Source organism: Cellvibrio chitinivorans, from assembly GCF_035117775.1.
Lineage (GTDB): Bacteria > Pseudomonadota > Gammaproteobacteria > Pseudomonadales > Cellvibrionaceae > Cellvibrio > Cellvibrio chitinivorans.
This window is the reverse complement of the sequence record NZ_JAYKKN010000004.1, coordinates 1-19,628: the sequence shown is the minus strand read 5'-3', so window position 1 is coordinate 19,628 and position 19,628 is coordinate 1. Positions and strand designations below refer to the sequence as shown.

General features: G+C 44.1%; 17 protein-coding genes. 12 read left to right on the top strand and 5 right to left on the bottom strand.

The window, feature by feature from the left end; translation table 11 throughout:
• Window positions 1–49: 49 nt before the first annotated feature.
• The gene (locus SPL68_RS12000) at window positions 50–1,225 is read right to left on the bottom strand and encodes an MFS transporter (protein ID WP_323815401.1); all 1,176 of its coding nucleotides are present in this window, start codon (window positions 1,223–1,225) and stop codon (window positions 50–52) included.
• 317 nt (window positions 1,226–1,542) lie between these two features.
• Here SPL68_RS12000 and SPL68_RS11995 point away from each other — a divergent pair, with 317 nt between their 5' ends.
• Genes SPL68_RS11995 through SPL68_RS11980 form a run of 4 tightly spaced genes read left to right on the top strand, consistent with a single transcriptional unit; the run spans window position 1,543 to window position 5,684 of the window.
• Entirely contained in the window at window positions 1,543–2,238 is a 696-nt protein-coding gene (locus tag SPL68_RS11995; protein WP_323815400.1) for a class II aldolase/adducin family protein, read from the top strand.
• A gap of 49 nt (window positions 2,239–2,287) precedes the next feature.
• Window positions 2,288–3,388, top strand: a complete 1,101-nt coding sequence (locus tag SPL68_RS11990) for an ABC transporter substrate-binding protein (protein WP_323815399.1) — start codon at window positions 2,288–2,290, stop codon at window positions 3,386–3,388.
• A 15-nt stretch (window positions 3,389–3,403) separates the two neighbouring features.
• Window positions 3,404–4,474: an LLM class flavin-dependent oxidoreductase gene (locus tag SPL68_RS11985; protein WP_323815398.1), complete on the top strand. Its 1,071-nt coding sequence runs from the start codon at window positions 3,404–3,406 to the stop codon at window positions 4,472–4,474.
• Between the two features lie 31 nt (window positions 4,475–4,505).
• Entirely contained in the window at window positions 4,506–5,684 is a 1,179-nt protein-coding gene (locus SPL68_RS11980; protein WP_323815397.1) for an LLM class flavin-dependent oxidoreductase, read from the top strand.
• Window positions 5,685–5,765: 81 nt separating this feature from the next.
• Here SPL68_RS11980 and SPL68_RS11975 read toward each other — a convergent pair whose 3' ends face one another.
• Window positions 5,766–8,081 (bottom strand): TonB-dependent receptor, encoded by a 2,316-nt coding sequence (locus SPL68_RS11975; RefSeq protein WP_323815396.1) that lies wholly within the window; start codon window positions 8,079–8,081, stop codon window positions 5,766–5,768.
• Window positions 8,082–8,463: 382 nt separating this feature from the next.
• On the opposite strand from SPL68_RS11975, the gene SPL68_RS11970 reads away from it, so the two are divergent.
• Both SPL68_RS11970 and SPL68_RS11965 read left to right on the top strand, forming a co-directional pair.
• Window positions 8,464–9,633: a sigma-54 interaction domain-containing protein gene (locus tag SPL68_RS11970; RefSeq protein WP_323815395.1), complete on the top strand. Its 1,170-nt coding sequence runs from the start codon at window positions 8,464–8,466 to the stop codon at window positions 9,631–9,633.
• 204 nt (window positions 9,634–9,837) lie between these two features.
• On the top strand, window positions 9,838–10,902 hold the full coding sequence (locus SPL68_RS11965; RefSeq protein WP_323815394.1) for an ABC transporter substrate-binding protein: 1,065 nt from the start codon (window positions 9,838–9,840) through the stop codon (window positions 10,900–10,902).
• A 109-nt stretch (window positions 10,903–11,011) separates the two neighbouring features.
• On the opposite strand, the gene SPL68_RS11960 is transcribed toward SPL68_RS11965, so the two are convergent.
• From SPL68_RS11960 to SPL68_RS11950, 3 genes are read right to left on the bottom strand one after another with little or no spacing between them, the layout of a single operon-like run.
• Window positions 11,012–11,431: an ExbD/TolR family protein gene (locus SPL68_RS11960; protein WP_323815393.1), complete on the bottom strand. Its 420-nt coding sequence runs from the start codon at window positions 11,429–11,431 to the stop codon at window positions 11,012–11,014.
• Complete coding sequence (locus SPL68_RS11955; RefSeq protein WP_323815392.1) at window positions 11,431–12,162, bottom strand: MotA/TolQ/ExbB proton channel family protein; 732 nt, start codon at window positions 12,160–12,162, stop codon at window positions 11,431–11,433. The genes SPL68_RS11960 and SPL68_RS11955 overlap by 1 nt, the downstream gene beginning before the upstream one ends.
• A gap of 55 nt (window positions 12,163–12,217) precedes the next feature.
• Window positions 12,218–12,958, bottom strand: a complete 741-nt coding sequence (locus SPL68_RS11950; RefSeq protein ID WP_323815391.1) for an energy transducer TonB — start codon at window positions 12,956–12,958, stop codon at window positions 12,218–12,220.
• A 500-nt stretch (window positions 12,959–13,458) separates the two neighbouring features.
• Between SPL68_RS11950 and SPL68_RS11945 the strand changes: the two genes are divergently transcribed.
• From SPL68_RS11945 to SPL68_RS11920, 6 genes are all read left to right on the top strand, one after another.
• Complete coding sequence (locus SPL68_RS11945; protein ID WP_323815390.1) at window positions 13,459–14,550, top strand: ABC transporter substrate-binding protein; 1,092 nt, start codon at window positions 13,459–13,461, stop codon at window positions 14,548–14,550.
• Window positions 14,547–15,404 (top strand): ABC transporter permease, encoded by an 858-nt coding sequence (locus SPL68_RS11940; protein WP_323815389.1) that lies wholly within the window; start codon window positions 14,547–14,549, stop codon window positions 15,402–15,404. The genes SPL68_RS11945 and SPL68_RS11940 overlap by 4 nt, the downstream gene beginning before the upstream one ends.
• 68 nt (window positions 15,405–15,472) lie before the next feature.
• Window positions 15,473–16,267: an ABC transporter permease gene (locus tag SPL68_RS11935; RefSeq protein WP_323815388.1), complete on the top strand. Its 795-nt coding sequence runs from the start codon at window positions 15,473–15,475 to the stop codon at window positions 16,265–16,267.
• A 256-nt stretch (window positions 16,268–16,523) separates the two neighbouring features.
• A complete protein-coding gene (htpG, locus tag SPL68_RS11930) occupies window positions 16,524–18,428 on the top strand; it encodes a molecular chaperone HtpG (protein WP_323815387.1) in 1,905 nt (634 codons plus the stop codon).
• Window positions 18,429–18,538: 110 nt separating this feature from the next.
• Entirely contained in the window at window positions 18,539–19,003 is a 465-nt protein-coding gene (locus tag SPL68_RS11925) for a methylglyoxal synthase (RefSeq protein WP_323815386.1), read from the top strand.
• Between the two features lie 210 nt (window positions 19,004–19,213).
• Window positions 19,214–19,429 carry a cold-shock protein gene (locus SPL68_RS11920; protein ID WP_323815385.1) on the top strand — a complete coding sequence of 72 codons (216 nt, stop codon included), beginning with the start codon at window positions 19,214–19,216 and terminating at the stop codon, window positions 19,427–19,429.
• The last annotated feature ends 199 nt before the right edge of the window (window positions 19,430–19,628 follow it).

Below are 19,628 nucleotides of genomic sequence, written 5' to 3'. Positions count from 1 at the left end.
TTAAATAAAAATAGCGGGCATGTCCCGCTATTTTTTTCTAATTTTAGAGTTAATGTATTGATTCGGCACTATCGTCAGTCGAGCTATTTTGTTTTGAAGTGAGTAATAAAAAAATCCACGGCAGAATCAATACAATAAACACATTTTGTAAGCCAATTACATCACCCAGCATACCCCCCAAAACTGCACCAGAAGTTCCTCCCAGCATTTGCCCCATGGTTAGTATGCCGGATGCATGGCTTTTGTTCAGGTTGAGATTGGCAATGCGTGACATGTTAATTAAGTTGTTTAAGCCAAGGCCAATGCCATTACATATAACACCAATAAAAAATAATTCTGGCGAAGCTGCAAACGCCAGTAAAAGCCCACCAGCGACCAATGCAGCGTGGCTAATGTAATAGAGTCGCTCACTAGAATAATTTACCAGTAGATTCCCTCCTCCTAGAAGCAGGCTGACATATACGCAGCCATAGCTAACCAATAATAAAACGCCATCACTGCTCTGCCATTGATATTCGCGCAATACAATGACCAATAAGAAAGCGCCAAAAAAAGCGCCGATACAACTACCAAACGCTTCATAAATACAAATTTGACGTAAAGATTGATTTTGCCAAAGGGTTTCAAACCACCCATTTGAACGTGAAGTGGATTTTTTTTGTTGTGCAGAAGGTAAGGTGAACCAACCCAGAATTGCCATGACAGAAAAAAAGCTGGCAGATATAAAAAACGCCTGATTTAACGTTAAGTTGTCGGCAAACCATTGCCCAAGTAGCGGCCCTACCGCCATGATCCCCAGCGATAAGCTTCCTTTATACCAACCAGCCCACTGTTTGCCGATTTCCGGTAAGCGCTGCATAAAACTACTGCTCATGGCCACAATGCGAAACGCAATACAGAATCCCGCGATAGTCATTAGTGCTGGTAGAAAAGACCAGAATTTTATCTGCCCAATACATAAGAAAATGATCACTAACAGCAGGCTTGCTATGGCGTAAATTACTCGTGGGCTATAAGCGGCTAGTAGCAAGCCAGCAGGGAGGGTGGCCAGTGCCATGGCAAAACTTTCCGCGCCGTTAATCAGCCCCATTTGCCAATTTTCTAAATGCAGCGATAACCCAAGCAGCGTAATCAGGATTTTGTTCATGCCGATGGTGATGCCGCTGCACATTGAAAGAATAATAAATAAAAAGAAAAACTGATTTTTTCTAGAAATTTCTTGCATGCCTTTTTCCCGGTAGTTGTAGTTTTTAGTCCATGTAATCAAATGGACGGTTTATGGAGTTAGCAATACTTGCGCCATAGATGTAAGTGATACGCAGGCGTAATTTCTTTACTTTAAAAACTAAAAAACGAAGCTGCTCTGTTGAAAAACCAATATTCAATAGAAATAAAGTGTTTGTTTATGAGCATTTATTGATGAATTAATTTGCTAAGTGTTCGGAATTGCTGAGTAGATATGACTGGCATAACTCGTGCAGATTCAAAAGAGGATAAATTTCAATCCTGAGTTTAATGTGTATCTCAATCGAGGAAATGTTTATGTCTCTTGTTCAATCAAATGATCTCTCGCTTTTGAGTCTTGTTGATCAGCTTAAAAAAGAATTTTCAATCTCCTTAAAAGTACTGACTGAAACCAATACCCTCACTGCTACCAGAACATTTCAGGCGTATGTTCGTGTTCCAGGTAAGAATCAAATCGTTGCGTTGAATCCGCCTGATTTGTGGTCTGAACAGACTGAGTTAAAAGTAACAGTAGCAACATTTGATGGGCAGGTGATTCTTGGTAATGAAAAAGCGGGCGGGCAGGGCAAGCGCTACGCTGATGTATTTATTCAAAATCCAGATGTCAATGTGGTTATTCATTTTCATGGTGCTTATTTAGGTGCATGGGCTAGTGCTCATCGTGTGCTGCCATTGCTTTATGCTCCATCGCAACGTCACACACTCGCACGTGAAATACCCATCTATATAGATCGCCGTGGTGGTGAATCTGCTTTCATTAATGAAGTCATTAAAACGGATGCCAATACGCCTGCAATTTTGGAGGCTAATGGTGGTGCCACTTTTTGGGGTAAGGAAATTATTCCGGTATCCCAATACATTTTGATTTTGGAAGAGGGCGCTTACTTTCAAGCAGTGGCAGAAAGTTTGGGTGGTTCAAAAGAATTTGGCCCTGGTGTGTTAGAGCAGCAGTGGGGAATGGGTTTTGTTAATCGCGATAAATCTGCCGCTTAATTTTTAGTGTCTGTATTTGTTGATTAATTTAATTGCAAGGAGTTTGTTAATGACTGCATCAGTAAGCATTGGTCAGCCTCTACAGGCGGCCGCATTGAAACAAATTTGGTTTACTCGCTGCCCAGTGCCTACCGCAACGGGCTTGGCTTATAAGCTGGGATGGTTGAGCGATGAATTTTCGGCAGATGGTATTGCACTGGATACACTGCAAGAAAATCGTGATTTAAGCCGGCATCACTATGATCATGATTTGCCTTCGCTTATTCGTGAAGGTGGAAATATTTTAGCTCTGGCAGCGCGTGCTCAGGGTGCGCCAACACGTTTGATTGGGTTGACTTGGATTGAGGAACGTCAGGCGATACTAGTTCGCCCGGATTCTGAAATCCGTGAAGCAAAAGATTTAAAGGGAAAACGCCTTGCGCTACCGGATTGGAATCAGCATCCACTTCCTGCGCATCAACGTGGAACTAGCATTGCCCGTGGTATGTCGCTGCAGGGATATCGCGGCGTGCTGCATTATGCTGGTTTGACATTCGATGATGTTGAATTGGTAGAAGTGCCGTCTAATCGCCAAAATCCAACGCGAGATCAGGTTGTTATTGCGCAACATAGTGGTGTGCAAAATTTATGGAAAGGAATCGATTATCTGGTGCAGGGAAAAGTTGATGCGGTCTATGTAAAAGGTGCCTCTGCTGTGGATGCCGCACGTGCAGCTGGCGTAGTGGTGGGGATTGATTTGGATTTAATTAGTGATCCTGCATATCGGGTTAATAATGGTACGCCGCGCCCAATTACAGTCCATGAACATTTCATTGAAAATCATTTTGATGAGTTGGTTCGTTTTCTTGCGCAAACATTGCGTGTGGCCGATTGGGCGGCAACTCATGAAACGGAAGTTAATAAAATTTTGGAGTTGGAAACATCTGGTAGTAGCAGCGCAGTAGTGGATGCCTATCGCGATGAGTTCCATAAAAAATTGCATCCCGATTTGTCAGTGCAGCGGTTGGCATTTTTAGAGCAGCAGAAAAAGTCACTTTGGTTGCATGGCTTTATTGAGCATGATTTTGATTTTGCTGATTGGGTTGATTATCGCCCTCTCGAAGCTGCGCATGAATTATTAGCGCAATGGCGTCGGGATGGAAAAGCTTAATTTTTAGGAGTGAATATGGCGATTGAATTTATTTGGCAATTACCAGGTGCGCGGGATTCCCGCTATGCGGATGCGCGCCTTTATAAGCGTGCCGAGCGTTTGCCCGATGATGCTTATCCTTATGGGCCGCAAGTCACTGATCCGCGCGGCAACAGTTTTAATTATTTTGATTATCTCTTGCAGATTGCGCGTGCCGCCGATCTAACCGGTTTTGATGGAATTCAAATTCCTCATGATCCAAATGGGGATGACTCGTGGATTGTTGCGGGTTATTTGGCGCGAAATACGCGGCACTTGCAATTGATTACAGAGTTTGAAGCCTCGCGTGGTTCATCGGTCTACGCCGCAAAAAATGCAGTTAGTTACCAACGCTTTAGTAACCAGCGTTTTGCATGGCAACTAACACCCGGTGGTTCAACGGATGAACGACGCCAGCTGGGTGACTTTGTTGCAGATGATCAATTACTGCCGCGTATTGATGAATTTCTCACAGTGGCCAAGGGTGTTATCACCCAATCGCCGTTCAGTTTTAAAGGGAGTTTTTTTGAAGTGCTGAATGGCGGTTTTCAAGGGCCGCTGGGCAATAACTCCGTGCCGAAAATTTATCTAAATGGCAGTAGTGCTGCGGCTTATGAATTATCTGCGCGTCAGGCAGATGTACATGTTTTGGATGCAGCACCAATCGCGCAGGTAAAAGAGGCAATAGAACAGCTGCAATCTCTGGCAAAAGTTCAGGGGCGCAGTTTGACAATTGGTTTGCGTATTGATTTATTAGTGCGTGAAACAGAGGCGGAAGCATTGAATGATGCGCAGCGTTTTTGGCAGCAGGCTAAGCTCGGTGAAGCGCAATTGTTAGAACCGGGGCTTTGGTCGCTGCCCGCTGCCTACACCGGCGCTACTGCCACATTGGTTGGTAGCTATGAACAGGTTCACGCGCGTTTGTTGGATTATGTTAATGCGGGTGTTAGCAATTTTATTTTTGGCGCCAGCCCTCATTTGGAAGAAGCCTATCGTGTGGGAGAGCATTTGCTGCCTGCGTTGCGAAAGTCGTTTTCAGAATCGACCCAATCTGTAGTTGCAGCGTAATTAAGGCTGCCTTAATACTTGAGGAATTTTTATGAGTCTCGACTTTTTTTGGCGTATTCCCACGCATGGAGAACCCAGTTCACATCGCTCACGATTGCCTTATCGTGGTGATTGGTATCAAGGGCAAGACCATATTCGTCATCCCGGCTTAGCTGGCGGTGGTAGCGATGGATTTAATTACATTGATTATATTGCTGAGGTTGCGCACGCCGCTGAAATTTCAGGATTTCATGGCGGATTGATTCCTTCATTTCCAATGACGGATGAGCCTTGGGCGATATCATCATTTCTTGCGCGGGAGACCAGTCGCTTTCGTTTTATGATTGCCTTTCAGCCGGGTTTTTTAAACCCTGTAACGGCTGCGCGTATGACTGCCAGTTTGCAGCGTGCAACCGGTGGTAGAGCCTTGTTTAATATTATTACCGGTGGTGGAGGCCCTGCTCAATTATGGTGGGGAGATTCTTTTGCTCACGATGATCGCTATACGCGCACTACTGAGTTTCTGGATATTTTACGCGGAGTTTGGAAAGGTAAGCCGTTTGATTACAAGGGGCGATTTTATCAAGTGGAAAATGCTCAGCTGCCATTCCCATTAAATCATGAAGAATTCCCGGAAATTTATTTCTCTGGCTCGTCCGATGCTGCATTAATTTCCGCCTCAAAGCATGCAGATTATTATTTGTCCTGGTTGGAGCCTCTGGCGCAATTGCGTGAAAAGTTTGATCGCGTGAAAGCCAAAACAGATCAGTTGGGGCGCAAAATAAAATGTGCGGTACGGGTGGATATTGTTGCACGGGCAACCGAAGAAGAGGCTTGGCGTGAAGTGCGGCGCGGGTTTGAAAATATAGATCCAATACAATTGGCCCAGTTCCAACAGCAGTTATCGCGCCAAGGCGATTCGGTGGGTGTTAATCGCCAAAGTGGATTCCGCCCAAGCCAGATTAACAGTTACAAGGATTTAATTGTGGAGCCTAATATTTGGTCTGGCTTTAATTTGCTACGCGGTGGACAAGGGCAGGGAATTGTTGGCAGTTATGAGCAAGTCGCAAAACGTCTCGATGATTTAGTTGCACTGGGCGCAGATGCATTTATTCTGGCAAGCACCTCACATTTGGAAGAAGCTTATCGTGTGGGTGAAGAAGTCTTGCCATTGGTGCGAGGGCGTTCACAGATCATCACTGAAAAATCATCGCTATCCCTCTCTGCTTGATATTTTTTTCCTTCTATAAAAATCGTAGTAACCAGAAAAACCGCAGTAACCAAAAAGTTGCTGCGGTTTTTTATTTCTGTATTAGAAACGAGTGACTAGTGATGCACCGTAGCTACGTGGTTTTGACCAGTTCACAGTGTTGCCCGTTGCGCCTGCAGCAGGTGGTAGGGCATGAAGTTTGTAAAGCTCGTCATTTACATTTTCAACATACAGCGTGAAAGTGATTTTTTCATCCGGTGATATCCAGGATGTCCGCACTGATCCAGTAGCATAGTCATCCTGCGATAAATTTGGATCGGTTTGGTTGTTGGTATAAAAATAGTATTTGCTTTGATAATTCCAATCGGTAGTGAATGACAGGCTAGCTCCACTTTCAAGCGGGTAGCGGTAATCAATCGAAAGTACTCCGGAAAATTCCGGCGAGCGAACAAAACGGTTACCTTTGTAGTCGCCATTTGCATCGCTAAAATTATCGAATTCTGTATCCAACCATCCAAAACCTGCGCGCACTTGAAGGTTGGATGTAATCAATGCTTGAAACTCAACTTCTGCTCCCTGTGCTTTGCCTTCTGCGGCATTACGCAATTGCGATAATGGCCCTGTAGGCGAGGGTACTACTGCATTGATTTGAATATCTTCATAGTCATAGGTAAACAGATTGGCATTGAATAATAACTGCCCATCCAACCATTCGGATTTATAACCCAACTCGTATGATGTTAAATATTCAGGGTCTAAAACACTCGTAGAATCTTGCGAGCGTGGCGCACTGTTGTAGCCACCGCCACGGAAACCGCGGGCAACACGTGCATATAGACGCGATGTGTCCGTTAGTTCGTAAGCGGGTGTCAGATCATAAGTCCAGTCACTCCAATCGTTGGTTTCATCTTGACGTGCACGTAAAGCGAGTGGGGATGAAATCGATGATGGCTCCCACCAGCGGTTTTGATCGCTAAATATGACCGGTGAAGGTGAAGCTTGATAATAATAAAGATCAATCGACTTTTCTTCATTTGACCAGCGCAAACCTGAAGTCAATGAAAAACGATCAGTGAAGTTGTAAGTCAGGTTGCCGAACAATGCATAGCTTTCACTGTCGTGACGATAAAATGTATCGCCATAAGCGTCAACGCGACCCGTTGGTTTTTGTGCAGTCGGCAGAGTTGCAGTGGCTGAGTCTGAATCAATGCGATCCGCAAAATAATGCGCGCCCAATACCCAATTGTATTCTTCAAATTTTGGCGAAGCTAAACGAATTTCCTGTGAGCGTTGGCTGGTTTTTGCATTGCTGTAACCGCGTGAAATTTCCAATGGTGTGTTATCGCTATCGGAAATACTTTCATTTTCATAACCTTCATATGCAGTGATGGACGTTAATTCATAGCCATCGCCCAGAGCCCAATTCAAATTAATAACGGCACCATCCTGTTTGGTGTCATTAAATTGCTCGACATTGCTGGAAACGGTTTCGCGATCAGTATTGGGAATATAAGTGGCTCCATTAGTCCAAAAAGCACCGTTGGCTCCGGTACCTATGACGGTGGCATTGGCTCCTTCAGTGTTGTAATTGCGATAGTGCACATTAAATAGAACCTCTATATCTTCATGCGGACGAGCCAGTAATTGCACTCGCGCAGCTGAGTCGGTATAGGAAAAATCTTTCTCGCCCGTAAAACTATTATTGAAAGCACCATCGCTGGTTTCTTGATGAATTGATATACGGCCGGCGAGAGTATCGTCCTGAATTGCGCCGCCCGCTGCACCTTGAATCAAGGTGGTGTCATAACTGCTTTGATCCAGTTTGATATAACCATCAGATTCAAATTTTGGTTTTTGGGATATAAGGTTGATCGCACCTCCGGTAGTATTTTTTCCCCATAGGGTTCCTTGTGGGCCGCGCAATACTTCAACTCGTTCCAAATCAAATAATGGAAATGCCGTTGCACTTACGTTGCTGATATAGACATCATCCAAATAAATTCCCACTGGGCTAGGTGAATCCAAGCCCTGAGTTCCTGTGCCTACACCGCGAATCCACCAGCGTGGGCGACTATGGCCATTACTTTGCCCTGCTGATGTGTTGGGCACTAATTGCGTAACTTCGGCAGCAGTGCGGCCTACGCCACTGCTAACTAGTTTAGATCCGCTAATTACGCTGACTGCCGAGGGCACCTGTTGAATGTTTTCTTTGCGGCGCTGAGCTGTTACCACTACATTTTCCAAGCGATTGGTGTTTGCTTTTTCTGTTGTTGTTCCGGCCGCAGCGAGAGTAGTTTCATCATTAATTGTCGATGTGTTTGTATCGCTTGATCCTTCTGCAAAAACATCTGCAGAGATAAAACCAAAACTGATAATGCTGCCCAAAATAATGGATAAGGGCTTTTTACTAAAACGCATACTAATTCCCCAATAGTTAGATAGGTTATGGCTCCGTCATCATAAAAATTTGCAGAGTTAAATGCGTTTTTGCACTATCTATGCCACTTGAGGTTTGTATGGTTATTCGCTTAAATCGTCGCTATTTATCTACATTATTTTAAAATTCAAAGCCTTTTTGTTGTTTTTAATGCAGCAATTTATTTTTTGTCTGCTGATATTTAATCAGTTATTTTCAGAAAAATTGTTGTGTATTCAAATCACAACTTTATGAAGAGCAATAGAATTGGTTATAAGTTTATAGTTATAAATTCCTTAAGAAATCACCGCGCTACTCTTACACTGCACACACATTAAGGAATGCCCCCAATCCCATACGCGTTCCCCGTATTGAGTATTTATTGTGAGCGAAGACATAAAACAACCTGTCATATTGTCATTGGAGGGCGGTAATGCCCAACCATTGTCTGTCAGAGCAAAAGCGTTAGTTTTTGCCGATCCTGTCTCAGCTGAGTTACTGGATTATATTGAACGAATTGCGCCTAGTGAGGCTCCGGTACTTATTGGCGGTGAAACGGGCACAGGTAAAGAACTGGTTGCCCGTCATATCCATCATCTCAGTGGTCGTAAAGGGCCTTTTTTAGCAGTGAATTGCGGTGCGATTAGTGATCAATTAGCCGAGAGTGAATTATTTGGGCATGAGGCGGGATCATTTACGGGCGCGACAGGAAAGCGTGAGGGCTGGTTTGAAGCCGCTAATGGTGGAACGCTATTTTTAGATGAAATTGGTGATCTTCCACTGCCGTTACAAGTGAAGCTGTTACGTGTATTGCAGGAGCGCGAAGTTGTGCGTATTGGCTCACGTAAAACCATTCCTGTGGATGTCCGTTTGGTTGCAGCAACCAACGTTGATTTGGATCATGCAGTTAATGCCGGGCATTTCCGTCGGGATTTGTTGTATCGCATTAACATCGCACATTTGCGCCTGCCTCCACTGCGTGAACGTCCTGGCGATATTATGCCATTGGCCAATTATTTTTTACGTAGCTATAGCCAGAGAATGGGCTACCAACAACCCGTATTTTCCGAGCAGGCAATTGAGTTGATGCTGAAATACGCATGGCCAGGAAATATTCGGGAATTGGAAAACGTTATTCATTTTGCGCTGTTGGTATCAGGTGAAGATACAATTAAAGCAGAGCACCTAAAGGTGACTGGCGGTTGGGAGGAGTTGTTGGGGAGTCGTCAGTCAAACGTGAGCTCTTACAGCCAGGCTTCAGCACCTCTCAGCTCAACTGCTAATGAGACACCGCTTGATATTATTGCGAAACAATTACGTCGATTATTTGAGCAGGGTGGAGATGAGGTTTATTTTGATAACATTGAAAGTTTGATTGTGCATGAAGCATTTAATTTCAGTCATCATAATCAAGTTCATACTGCTGCGCTCTTGGGGATTTCTCGCAATGTAATGCGTACCCTGCTAAAGCGTCATGGTTTATTACGCGATTCTTCCTATGAAGTTTCCGCTCATGATGTAGCAGAGTTTTCAGCAGCGCAGCGGGTAGGTTGATGTTTTATTTCGCACAATCTGTTGAGTTATACACAACAGGTTGTGCAAAAAATTTATTTAAGTTTTTAAAAATAAAATAATTTAATCTTGTTATATGGTTTGAATCACATTTTTCTGCCGCTTTGATGATTTTTTAAATGGCATGAGCTTTGCTTTTGAGTAAAAGGTAACGCAAGGTTATCTACTTTTACAGGAGCAAACACAATGAGTAAATCAGAACCACTGGATGCATTATGGTATACCCGCTGCCCGGTTCCTACCGGATTGGGAATTGCTGTTCAAAAAGGATGGTTGGAAGAAAGTTTCAAATATCAATGCACGCAAATAAAATCGCTGCGTGAATCAAATGATCAATCGGTGCGTGAGTCCCACTTCGATCACACTCTTGTCAACTCTGTTCGTCATGGCGGTAATATCCCTGCAGTTTGGGCGCGTTCAGTTGGGCGCGAAACTCGTGTATTGGGTTTGTCTTGGGCAGATGAGGTTCAATTAATTTTAACCTTGCCAACTTCAGGTATTAAAACCGTTAAAGATCTGAAAGGGCGTAAATTTGGTTTGCCTAAATGGGAAAAGGTACAAATTGATTTTACTCGTGCCCAAGCGCTTCGCGGTTTGGAAAATGCACTTAAGCTCGATGGTTTGAGTGTTGCCGAAGTAGAGCTGGTTGATTACGTCATTGACGGCACCTACAGTGATGAACCTGCTGTAAAAACCGAAACTGGCACTAATACTTTTAGCGGGCGTCACCAAGGTGGTCGCAATGCGGAATTGCTTGGTTTATTGCGTGGTGAGGTTGATGCTATTTTTCTCAAGGGCGCATCGGGTGCGCAGATTGCACATCAATTCGGGTTGCATGTAGTGATTGATACAGGTTCACATCCTGATCCGTTAATCCGTGCAAACAACGGAACTCCCCGCACTCTAGCGGTGGATCTTCATCTGCTCGATAACCACTTTGACTCTGCTGTGAATATTGTTGAACAGGTGTTGCGTGCAGAGCAATGGGCGTGGGATAACCCAAGTGATGCTCGTCGTTTTCTTGCCCGAGAAACTAACAGCAGCGAATATTGGGTTACTCAGGCTTATGGCGAGGATGCGCATCTGCGCTTAAAAACGGACTTGTCTGACACCTCAATTGCTGGCTTGCAGGATTTTACTAACTTTTTGCATCGTTGGAGTTTTATTCCCAATGCAGTGAATGTGCGTGAGTGGATAGATGCTCGCCCGCTAGAGGCTGTACGGGCGAAGTTGAAAAAATCAGCAGCTTAGCTGCTGAAGTTTTATTTCAAGCGAAGTTGGTATCTCAAAAAAATGGCCGATGTTTAACACCGGCCATTTTTATTTCATCTTGATAATTTCTTTAGTCGTATTTTAAAAATTAATTTCCTTCAGGTTGTGTTACTACTGCAAGTTTATCTATTCCTGCACGTTCGATAATCACCATAATTTTTGCAACAACCCCATAGGGAACAACTTCATCGGCATTGAGGCTCAGTTTGATGTCCGGATTTGCTGCCTTGCGGCTAATCAATTCCTGCTCAACTTGTTCGAGTGAAAATGCTTCTTTATCCAGATAGATAAGGCTGTTGGCATCAATGCTAAGGGATAGCGGTTTTACTGGCTCCTGAATTTGCTCAGTTGCTTCTGTCTTGGGCAAATTGACGGTAATCGAGTTGGTCATTAATGGAGCTGTAAGGATAAATACCACCAGCAATACCAGCATTACATCTACCATCGGCGTGATATTAATTTCACTTAATACTTCATCGTTGTCACTGTTGCCACTTGAAATAGCCATTATGCAAATACCTCTGATGATTTATCTGTTGCGGAATCAGTATCCAGATTATGTGTGGGCAATTTGGTGGTGATGGCTGTGGGCTTGATACGGAACCTGGCTTTTTGCACAAGGGTTACAAAATCAGTAGCGAAATCATCCAAATCAGCAGCGATGAGTTTCAAGCGGCGCAAAAAATAGTTGTAAGCCAAGACGGAAGGAATCGCTACCGCAATACCAAAACCGGTAGCTATGAGCGCATGACCAATCGGGCCGGCAACAACTTCAATACTGGCAGACGAACTACTGCTAATCGCAGTGAGCGCTTCAATGATTCCAAATACGGTACCAAACAAGCCGATAAAAGGTGCTGTGGTGCCAATAGATGCGAGCACCGCCAATCCACTTTCAAGTGAGCGGCGTTCTTTTTGAATTTGCTGGCGCAAATGACGCTCTAATAAATCCTGGCGATCCCAGCTGTGTTCAAGATCATTACCGTAACTACTGTCTGCGCTGCGCAGTGTGCGAAATCCTACTTGCGCAACCTGCGCGGCAGAGCCTTGATGGTTTTCCAATCCTGCCGCTGCGTTAAGATCTGATGCACCCCAAAATGCTTGGGTAAAACGATGGTTGCGGCGCGCAACTAAAAAGTTTTGTACGCCTTTAATTATAATGAGCGTCCAAGTGATGATCGAAAACGCCACCAGCAACCAGAGGGTTAATTCAACTGCAAATGTATAAAGTTCTTTCATGATAGTTCTCGCTTAGAGTGAATGTGTTAAATGTAAATTGGTCAATCGGTTTCAGTTATTGTGCCAGGTGAAAATTTATGGGTACTTCCACCCATGAATCAGTTTCGGTATCACCTAATTTGGCAGGCACAAATTTCCATCGTTTTACGGCTTGCACTGCTGAATCATCTAAAATTTTTCGTCCGCTTGATTGTTTAACTTCTACAGCATTGGGTTTTCCGTTTGCCAATACATGCACGTTTAAAATCACTGTTCCCTCCCAGCCCTGTTGCTGCGCAAAATCAGGGTAGCGCGGGGCAGGGTTGCGTAAATATCCTGCATCAGCAGTGGCTTTCGTCAATGGGAGTTGAACCGGTGGTGGCGCTACTGTTGGTTGAATCGGCTCTACTTTTTTAACTTCCTCCTTTTTTAATTCAACTTGATTGGGTGATAGCTTTTTCACAACCGGCTTGGGTTTTTCAACTACGGGTTTTGGTAGTTCTTCTTTTGGTGGCGGTGTTTCCTCTTTAGGTTGAGGCGGCTCTTCTTGAGCTTGTGGCGGCTGCTCAATCGGAGGCCGATAGAACTCTACCGTCATCGGTGGAATTTCGGCCTTGGTGATGGTTTGCTTAGGTTGATGGGTGAGCTGCCACGCAAATGCAAAATGTGCAGCGGAAACGAATAAGAGCATGAGGCAGACAATTCCCTTATTTGATCTGTCTGGTGTTTGTTGCCCTAGTGTTTGTTGGCGTGGAATCAGAACCACTACATCTGCTTTCTTACGAGTAAATGTCTGCTGCTGTGATGTTTCACGCACGTAATGACGTGCATGACGGCGACTTGCTGCTGAATATGCCTGTGCGCTCATAAAAACTCCCATCGCGTTGATGACTAATATTCAACGAGTGAAATTGCAGAAAATATGCCATCACTAAAAAATTGGTTTTTATTTTTTAATTAGACAGTTTTGGATTATTACAGGATGGTTTTTGCTGTTAATTAAGCAACATTTGGTGAGTGATCAAAAATAAACACCTAAGTTGTTTGAGTTTCAACATTGATGTTTTTTATCGATGTTGGTTTTTTAACAGTTGCTCAATGACTCTGTTTTGTTTTAAGTATTAATTCTCGTTATTTAATTTTTTATAGTCGATTTAAAGTTAAATTTCCTAGTTGTAATAACCCTTTTCTCCAAGTTTTAGTTAATTAATCAAACTGGTTCGGATTTTGCTGTTCCTGTTTCATAAGACTATTTTTGCGAATTAAAAATAGTTTATTCATGTAGCTGTACATATCCAAAATTGAGAGGTTTTAGTCTTGTTAATCAAACTTATTAAGTCTGGCTTTATAGCTATTGTGACGTTTATTTCCATCAGCTTGAGTTTTATATCCAATGGGGTAGGTGCACAGGAATCGCTACAGGAAAAAGTATTGCGCATTGCTGTTGTTGCCAATGCCAGTTCTGGGGAGCTGACATTTGCAGGGATTCCTCAAATAGTTGCGCGGGATAAATTGTTTGCTGAGTTTTTGGCAAAACTTAATTATCGTGTTGAGTGGGTTCCAGTATCTACCGCTGCGGTAGCAACGCTGGTAAATGAAAGCTTTGCTAGTGACAAAATCCAGTTTGCTTTCTATGGTGATTTGCCATCTTTGATTTTGAACTCATCAGGGATTAGTACGCGTTTAGTTGTGCCTGGCAGCGTGGGTAACAATGTGTACTTGGTCGTCCCCAAGGACTCATCAGCTAAAACGATTAGTGACTTAAAAGGCAAGCGTATTGCGTTGCATCGTGGTCGTCCTTGGGAGGCTACCTTCGCTAAGCTAGTGGAGTCTGAAGGCTTAGGACTGCGTGATTTTCGAATTATGAACTTGAATCCACAGGCTGGCGCAGCGGCGGTATCGGCTGGGAATGTGGATGGATTTTTTACTCTTAGTGATGCTCATGTGTTGAGCGAAAAAGGTGTAGGAAAAATTATTTGGTCAACCAAGCTTGCGCCTGCGTCATGGCGTATGCGCGCAGAGTTGTGGGGGGCAGAACAATTTATTAATACCAATCCTGAGGTTACACAATTATTAGCAACCGCAACCGTGCGCGCGATACATTGGGTTTCACAGGAGGAAAATCAGTCTAGTTATTTACGTGAACAGGCGCGCTTGGGGTTGCCTGAATCGATTATTCGTTTGGATGTGCTTGATGACAATATCAGTTGGAAAAATTATTGGTCGCCATTAATTGGTGATGGTCTTGTTAAACATTATCAAGTATTGAATGACTATGCGGTGAGCGCGCGTTTGGTGCGCAAATCTGTAGCAACAGAGAATTTAATAGATAAACGATTTGTGTCTACCGCTATTCAAACTTTGCAGCTGGAAAATTATTGGCCGGCACCTGTTGAGGGGCGCGAATGAACTCGATTGGTTTTAATGCACGTGCAAGTCAACGGTTGAAATTGACGAGTGCTGGCTACGTGTCTTGGCTGCGGTGGACTTCATCGCTGCCGCTTCACTCGTTAGCGGTTTGGATTTCCCCCTTAACGTTGTTGCTATTCTGGTATTGGGCAACGCGTCAGCAATGGGTGCCTGAGCAAATTTTGCCTGCGCCAGCGGTGGTGTGGGGAAGTTTTTTGGAGCTAATTGCGACTGGCGAGCTACAAGACAATCTCAGTGTTAGTTTATTTCGTCTATTTGTTGGATTTGGTATAGGTGCTATTTCTGGTTTGCTAATCGGTGTGTTGTTGGCGATCTCACCCAGTGTGCGAGCATATCTTGGTTTAACCTTTGAGGTCTTGCGCCACATTCCCACTCTTGTATTGATTCCCATGTTGATTTTGTTATTGGGTATTGGCGAAACCTTCAAAATTGTCATTTTAGTTAAAGCAGTTTTTTTTCCAGTGGCGCAGGCGGCAACTGAAGCTGTGCGTAATATTCCGCGCGGATTTATTGAGGTGGGGCGGGTATATCAACTTAAGCCTTGGGATCTTTATCGCACAATTTTATTGCCTGCTACTGTTCCGCCGGTATTGACTGGCATGCGAATCGCACTAGGTCGAGCTTGGTTAATTTTGGTTGCAGTTGAATTACTGGCTGCAGATGCAGGAATAGGACAGATGATGGAGTTTGCCCGGCAAATGTTGCGTTTGGATATCGTGCTGGTCGGTGTTGTCTTGACGGGCTTGATTGGTTTTTCGCTGGATAAAAGTTTACGCCTCATCGAACAACGTCTAATGCGCTGGCGTCCGAACCTGCCGAGCGATAAGGGCTGATCTATTTATCGCGGAAAATGTGTTTTATTGTTTTCGGCAAAAATTTAACAAAAGGCGAAGATTAAAAAGTGACAGTAAAAAACAACAAATTTGAAAAAATTATTAGTGCTGTCCGCGCTTGGCGAGGGCTGCTGCTGCCCATAGTTTTGATTGTCTTATGGCAATACACATCCGGTCTCAGTGCTACCCACGCTTATGCATTTGTGCCTTTACAGGAAGTAGGGCATACGCTTGCAGTGCTGGTTGAATCCGGAGAATTGTGGATCAATTTCGCGGGAAGTTTGGAACGAACGGCTGTTGGTTTATGGCTGGGTGTGATGGCAGGTGTTGGTTTGGGCTTATTGATGTATTACTCGCGTTTAGTGTTACTGTTGGTCAATCCACTTTACAACGCTATTCGGCAAGTGCCGTTGCTGGGGCTTACTCCATTGATCGGTCTGTGGTTGGGCAATGGCGATGAGGCAAAAATATTTATCATTGCGCTCGCCGCTTTTTATCCAATGGTACTTAATACCTACGAAGGCTTGCGTAATGTGGATAAGCGCTTTCGCGAAGTAGGGCATGTTTACCACTTTAATCGCTGGCAACAATTTCATCTGGTGCTCTGGCCTGCCGCGCTGCCGAGTATCGTGACTGGTCTACTGTTGGCCATTCCATTTGCCTGGATTACCTGTATTGGCAGCGAGCTGTTATTTAATGCTGGTGCTGGTTTAGGAAATTTGATGATGACTGCCGAGGCATCAGCGCGTATGGACATCATTTTAATTTGTGCTTTGGTCGTAACCCTGTTGGGCGTGGCAATGAACTATGCGGTAATGCGCCTGGGCAATTATTTATTGCGTTGGCGTGGTGCCACCTTGTAGTAACCATTTTGTAGTCTTGGTCTAAATTATTGATTGAACCCCAATATTTGGGATAAAAATTGGCAATAAACGCTGGTGTGCATGAGGTTTATTGCCAAAATTTCGATTGTTTTGCACAAATACTAGTCAATTTGACCTGCACAAAGCTCTTTGCACCCTTGAATTCTTTGCTCATCGCCCCATTTACCTCCCATGCCCGCTGTTGATGGCGGTGGATATTCGTTTACCTTTTGTGCATGTACCCAGGAGTTAGAAAATGACCGTTGATGCCCGCAAAGAAACCCGTGGCTTTCAAACTGAAGCCAAACAATTGCTGCATTTGATGATTCACTCGTTGTATTCCAACAAGGAAATTTTCCTGCGTGAGCTGGTTTCCAATGCCTCGGATGCAGCGGATAAATTACGTTTTGAAGCAGTATCCAATGGCGACTTGTATGAAGGGGATACTGAATTAAAAATCCGTATCAGCTTTGATAAAGACGCAAAAACCTTAACCATCAGCGATAACGGCATTGGTATGTCGCGCGATGAGGTAATCGAAAATTTGGGCACTATCGCCAAATCAGGTACTGCGCAATTTATGCAGAAGCTTTCAGGCGATCAGAAAAAAGACGCACAATTAATTGGCCAATTTGGGGTAGGTTTTTACTCTGCCTTTATTGTTGCTGACAAAGTGGTGGTTACAACGCGTCGCGCAGGTGCTGCTGCCAATGAAGCTGTGCGCTGGGAGTGTTCTGGCGATGCAGAATTTACTGTTGAATCTGTAGAGAAAACTGGTCGCGGTATGACCGTTGAATTGCATTTGAAAGATGATGCATTGGAATTTGCCGATCACTGGCGCTTGCGTTCAATCATTAAAAAATATTCTGATCACATCGCGATTCCGGTTGTGATGCAAAAGCAGGATCCTGTTGGTGATGATGCTGAAAAAGTAGTGCCGGAAGATGAAGTAATCAACACCGCAACTGCGCTTTGGACTCGCTCACGTTCTGATGTGAGTGATGATGAGTACAAAGAGTTTTACAAACACGTAAGTCATGATTTTACCGATCCACTGAGTTGGAGCCACAACCGTGTGGAAGGTAACCTAGATTACACCAGTATGCTGTTCATCCCTGCGCGCGCGCCCTTCGATTTGTATAACCGCGATGCATCGCGTGGTCTGAAGTTGTATGTGCAGCGTACATTTATTATGGATGATGCAGAGCAATTCCTGCCGTTGTATTTGCGTTTCATCAAAGGGGTGGTGGATTCCAACGATTTGAGCTTGAACGTATCGCGCGAAATTCTGCAGAAAGACCCTAACATCGATTCAATGCGCTCTGCGCTGACCAAACGTGTGTTGGATATGTTAAGTAAGATGGCGAAAAGCGAGCCGGAAAATTACACCACCTTCTGGAAAGAGTTTGGTCAGGTTATAAAAGAAGGGCCTGCGGAAGATTTTGCTAACCGCGAGAAAATCGCCAAGTTGCTGCGTTTTGCATCTACTCATACAGATACTGCTGAGCAGAGCCAATCGCTCGACGATTATGTTGCGCGAATGAAAGACGGTCAGGAAAAGATTTATTACATCGCCGCTGAAAACTTCAATACTGCAAAAAGCAGCCCGCACCTCGAAGTGTTCCGTAAAAAAGGAATCGAAGTTCTCCTGTTGTCTGATCGCGTAGATGAGTGGTTGATGAGCCATCTGCAAGAATTTGAAGGCAAAAACTTCCAGGATATTGGTAAGGGTGAATTGGATCTGGGCAAGCTGGATTCAGAAGAAGAAAAACAAGCTCAAGAAAAAGTGGCAGAGCAGTTGAAGCCTCTTCTTGAGCGCGTGAAAAATGCACTGAACGAAGAAGTTTCGGAAGTGCGCATTACACACCGTTTGACGGAGTCTCCCGCCTGTGTGGTTGTTGGTGAATTTGATATGGGCGCACAAATGCGTCGACTTTTAGAATCAGCAGGTCAGAATGTGCCGGATTCAAAACCGATATTTGAATTGAACCCTGAGCATCCTCTTGTGAAAAAGCTGGAAGCTGAAGCCAGTGAAAATCGCTTTGCTGATTTGGCGCATATCCTGTTTGATCAGGCAAATCTTGCCGAAGGCGCGCAGTTGCAAGATCCTGCTGCTTATGTGCAACGTTTGAATAAATTGTTGCTGGAACTGAGCAATTAATTGCAATGATTGATTTGTTCTTACGCTGTTAATAAAAATGACCTTGCCTATAATTAGTCAAGGTCATTTTTTTATTCATCTTCTTAAATTCACTAACCGAGTCGAACGCTATGGAATATAAAGAAATTAGTTTGCCCGCGACAAAATCGATTGCGTTGGTTGCTCACGATAATAGAAAAAAAGATTTATTAGCTTGGTGTAAAAAACATCGTGATGATTTGGGTTTGCATAGTTTATTGGCCACGGGCACCACAGGAACTCTGATTGAAAAAGAAACAGGGTTGCCAATCAACAAACTTATTTCAGGCCCCTTGGGTGGTGATCAGCAGGTGGGCGCGTTAATTAGTGAAGGCAAGGTGGATATGTTGATCTTTTTTTGGGATCCATTTGAACCTATGCCGCATGATCCAGATGTCAAGGCACTTCTCCGTATCGCAGCGGTATGGAATATTCCCATCGCGTGCAACCAAAGTTCTGCTGATTTTATGGTGTCCTCGTCCCTATTTAATGGTGAGTGTCAGCATTGGGTTCCTGACTATGCTGCTTATATGGCTAAGCGAACTCAATCTAGTTGATAAATCACTGCTTGTTTCGGATTTTGATATGGCTAAATGAACAAATAAGCAGCATAAAACTCCCTCTTATTTCCATATTTTGATAATATTCTCCCGCGCGGGTCATTTTGTTCTAAGGCCCGTTTGGACAATGGCTAGCCTTTAGTGCTGGCGATCAACGGATGAAGCAAACCAAGCAATAACAATAATCAGGCTGTAGAGGTGTTTCATATGGCAGATCGTGAGATGGGCACAGTTAAATGGTTTAACAACGTGCGTGGATACGGTTTTATAACCAGAGGAGCAGGAGGCGAGGATATTTTTGTCCATTATCGCAATATCCGTGCGGAAGGTTACCGTTCATTAGCTGAAGGTCAAAATGTTGAGTTTCAGTTGCAGCAAGGCGACAAAGGCCTGCAAGCGGAAGATGTTGTACTCTTGAGCTGATCAATTAGCTCAATTTTTAAAAAGAGTTACCTAAAAAACACCGGCTATCGAGGCTGTGTCAAAACCCACAGTCATTGTTGGTCGATAAAATGCTCCGATGACCTCGGGGCATTTTTTGCTTTTAGACGGCACGCATTTCTGATTTAACATCGCCCTCAGACGAGCAATGTCATTATTTTCTGAACACCCAAAATATTTA

Coding starts and splice junctions, on each gene's coding strand:
- SPL68_RS11940 (WP_323815389.1), top strand. CDS start 14,547: ATGAACTCGATTGGTTTTAATGCACGTGCAAGTCAACGGTTGAAATTG.
- SPL68_RS11925 (WP_323815386.1), top strand. CDS start 18,539: ATGGAATATAAAGAAATTAGTTTGCCCGCGACAAAATCGATTGCGTTG.
- SPL68_RS11975 (WP_323815396.1), bottom strand. CDS start 8,081: ATGCGTTTTAGTAAAAAGCCCTTATCCATTATTTTGGGCAGCATTATC.
- SPL68_RS11965 (WP_323815394.1), top strand. CDS start 9,838: ATGAGTAAATCAGAACCACTGGATGCATTATGGTATACCCGCTGCCCG.
- SPL68_RS11960 (WP_323815393.1), bottom strand. CDS start 11,431: ATGGCTATTTCAAGTGGCAACAGTGACAACGATGAAGTATTAAGTGAA.
- SPL68_RS11990 (WP_323815399.1), top strand. CDS start 2,288: ATGACTGCATCAGTAAGCATTGGTCAGCCTCTACAGGCGGCCGCATTG.
- SPL68_RS11920 (WP_323815385.1), top strand. CDS start 19,214: ATGGCAGATCGTGAGATGGGCACAGTTAAATGGTTTAACAACGTGCGT.
- SPL68_RS11955 (WP_323815392.1), bottom strand. CDS start 12,162: ATGAAAGAACTTTATACATTTGCAGTTGAATTAACCCTCTGGTTGCTG.
- SPL68_RS11995 (WP_323815400.1), top strand. CDS start 1,543: ATGTCTCTTGTTCAATCAAATGATCTCTCGCTTTTGAGTCTTGTTGAT.
- htpG (WP_323815387.1), top strand. CDS start 16,524: ATGACCGTTGATGCCCGCAAAGAAACCCGTGGCTTTCAAACTGAAGCC.
- SPL68_RS11980 (WP_323815397.1), top strand. CDS start 4,506: ATGAGTCTCGACTTTTTTTGGCGTATTCCCACGCATGGAGAACCCAGT.
- SPL68_RS11985 (WP_323815398.1), top strand. CDS start 3,404: ATGGCGATTGAATTTATTTGGCAATTACCAGGTGCGCGGGATTCCCGC.
- SPL68_RS12000 (WP_323815401.1), bottom strand. CDS start 1,225: ATGCAAGAAATTTCTAGAAAAAATCAGTTTTTCTTTTTATTTATTATT.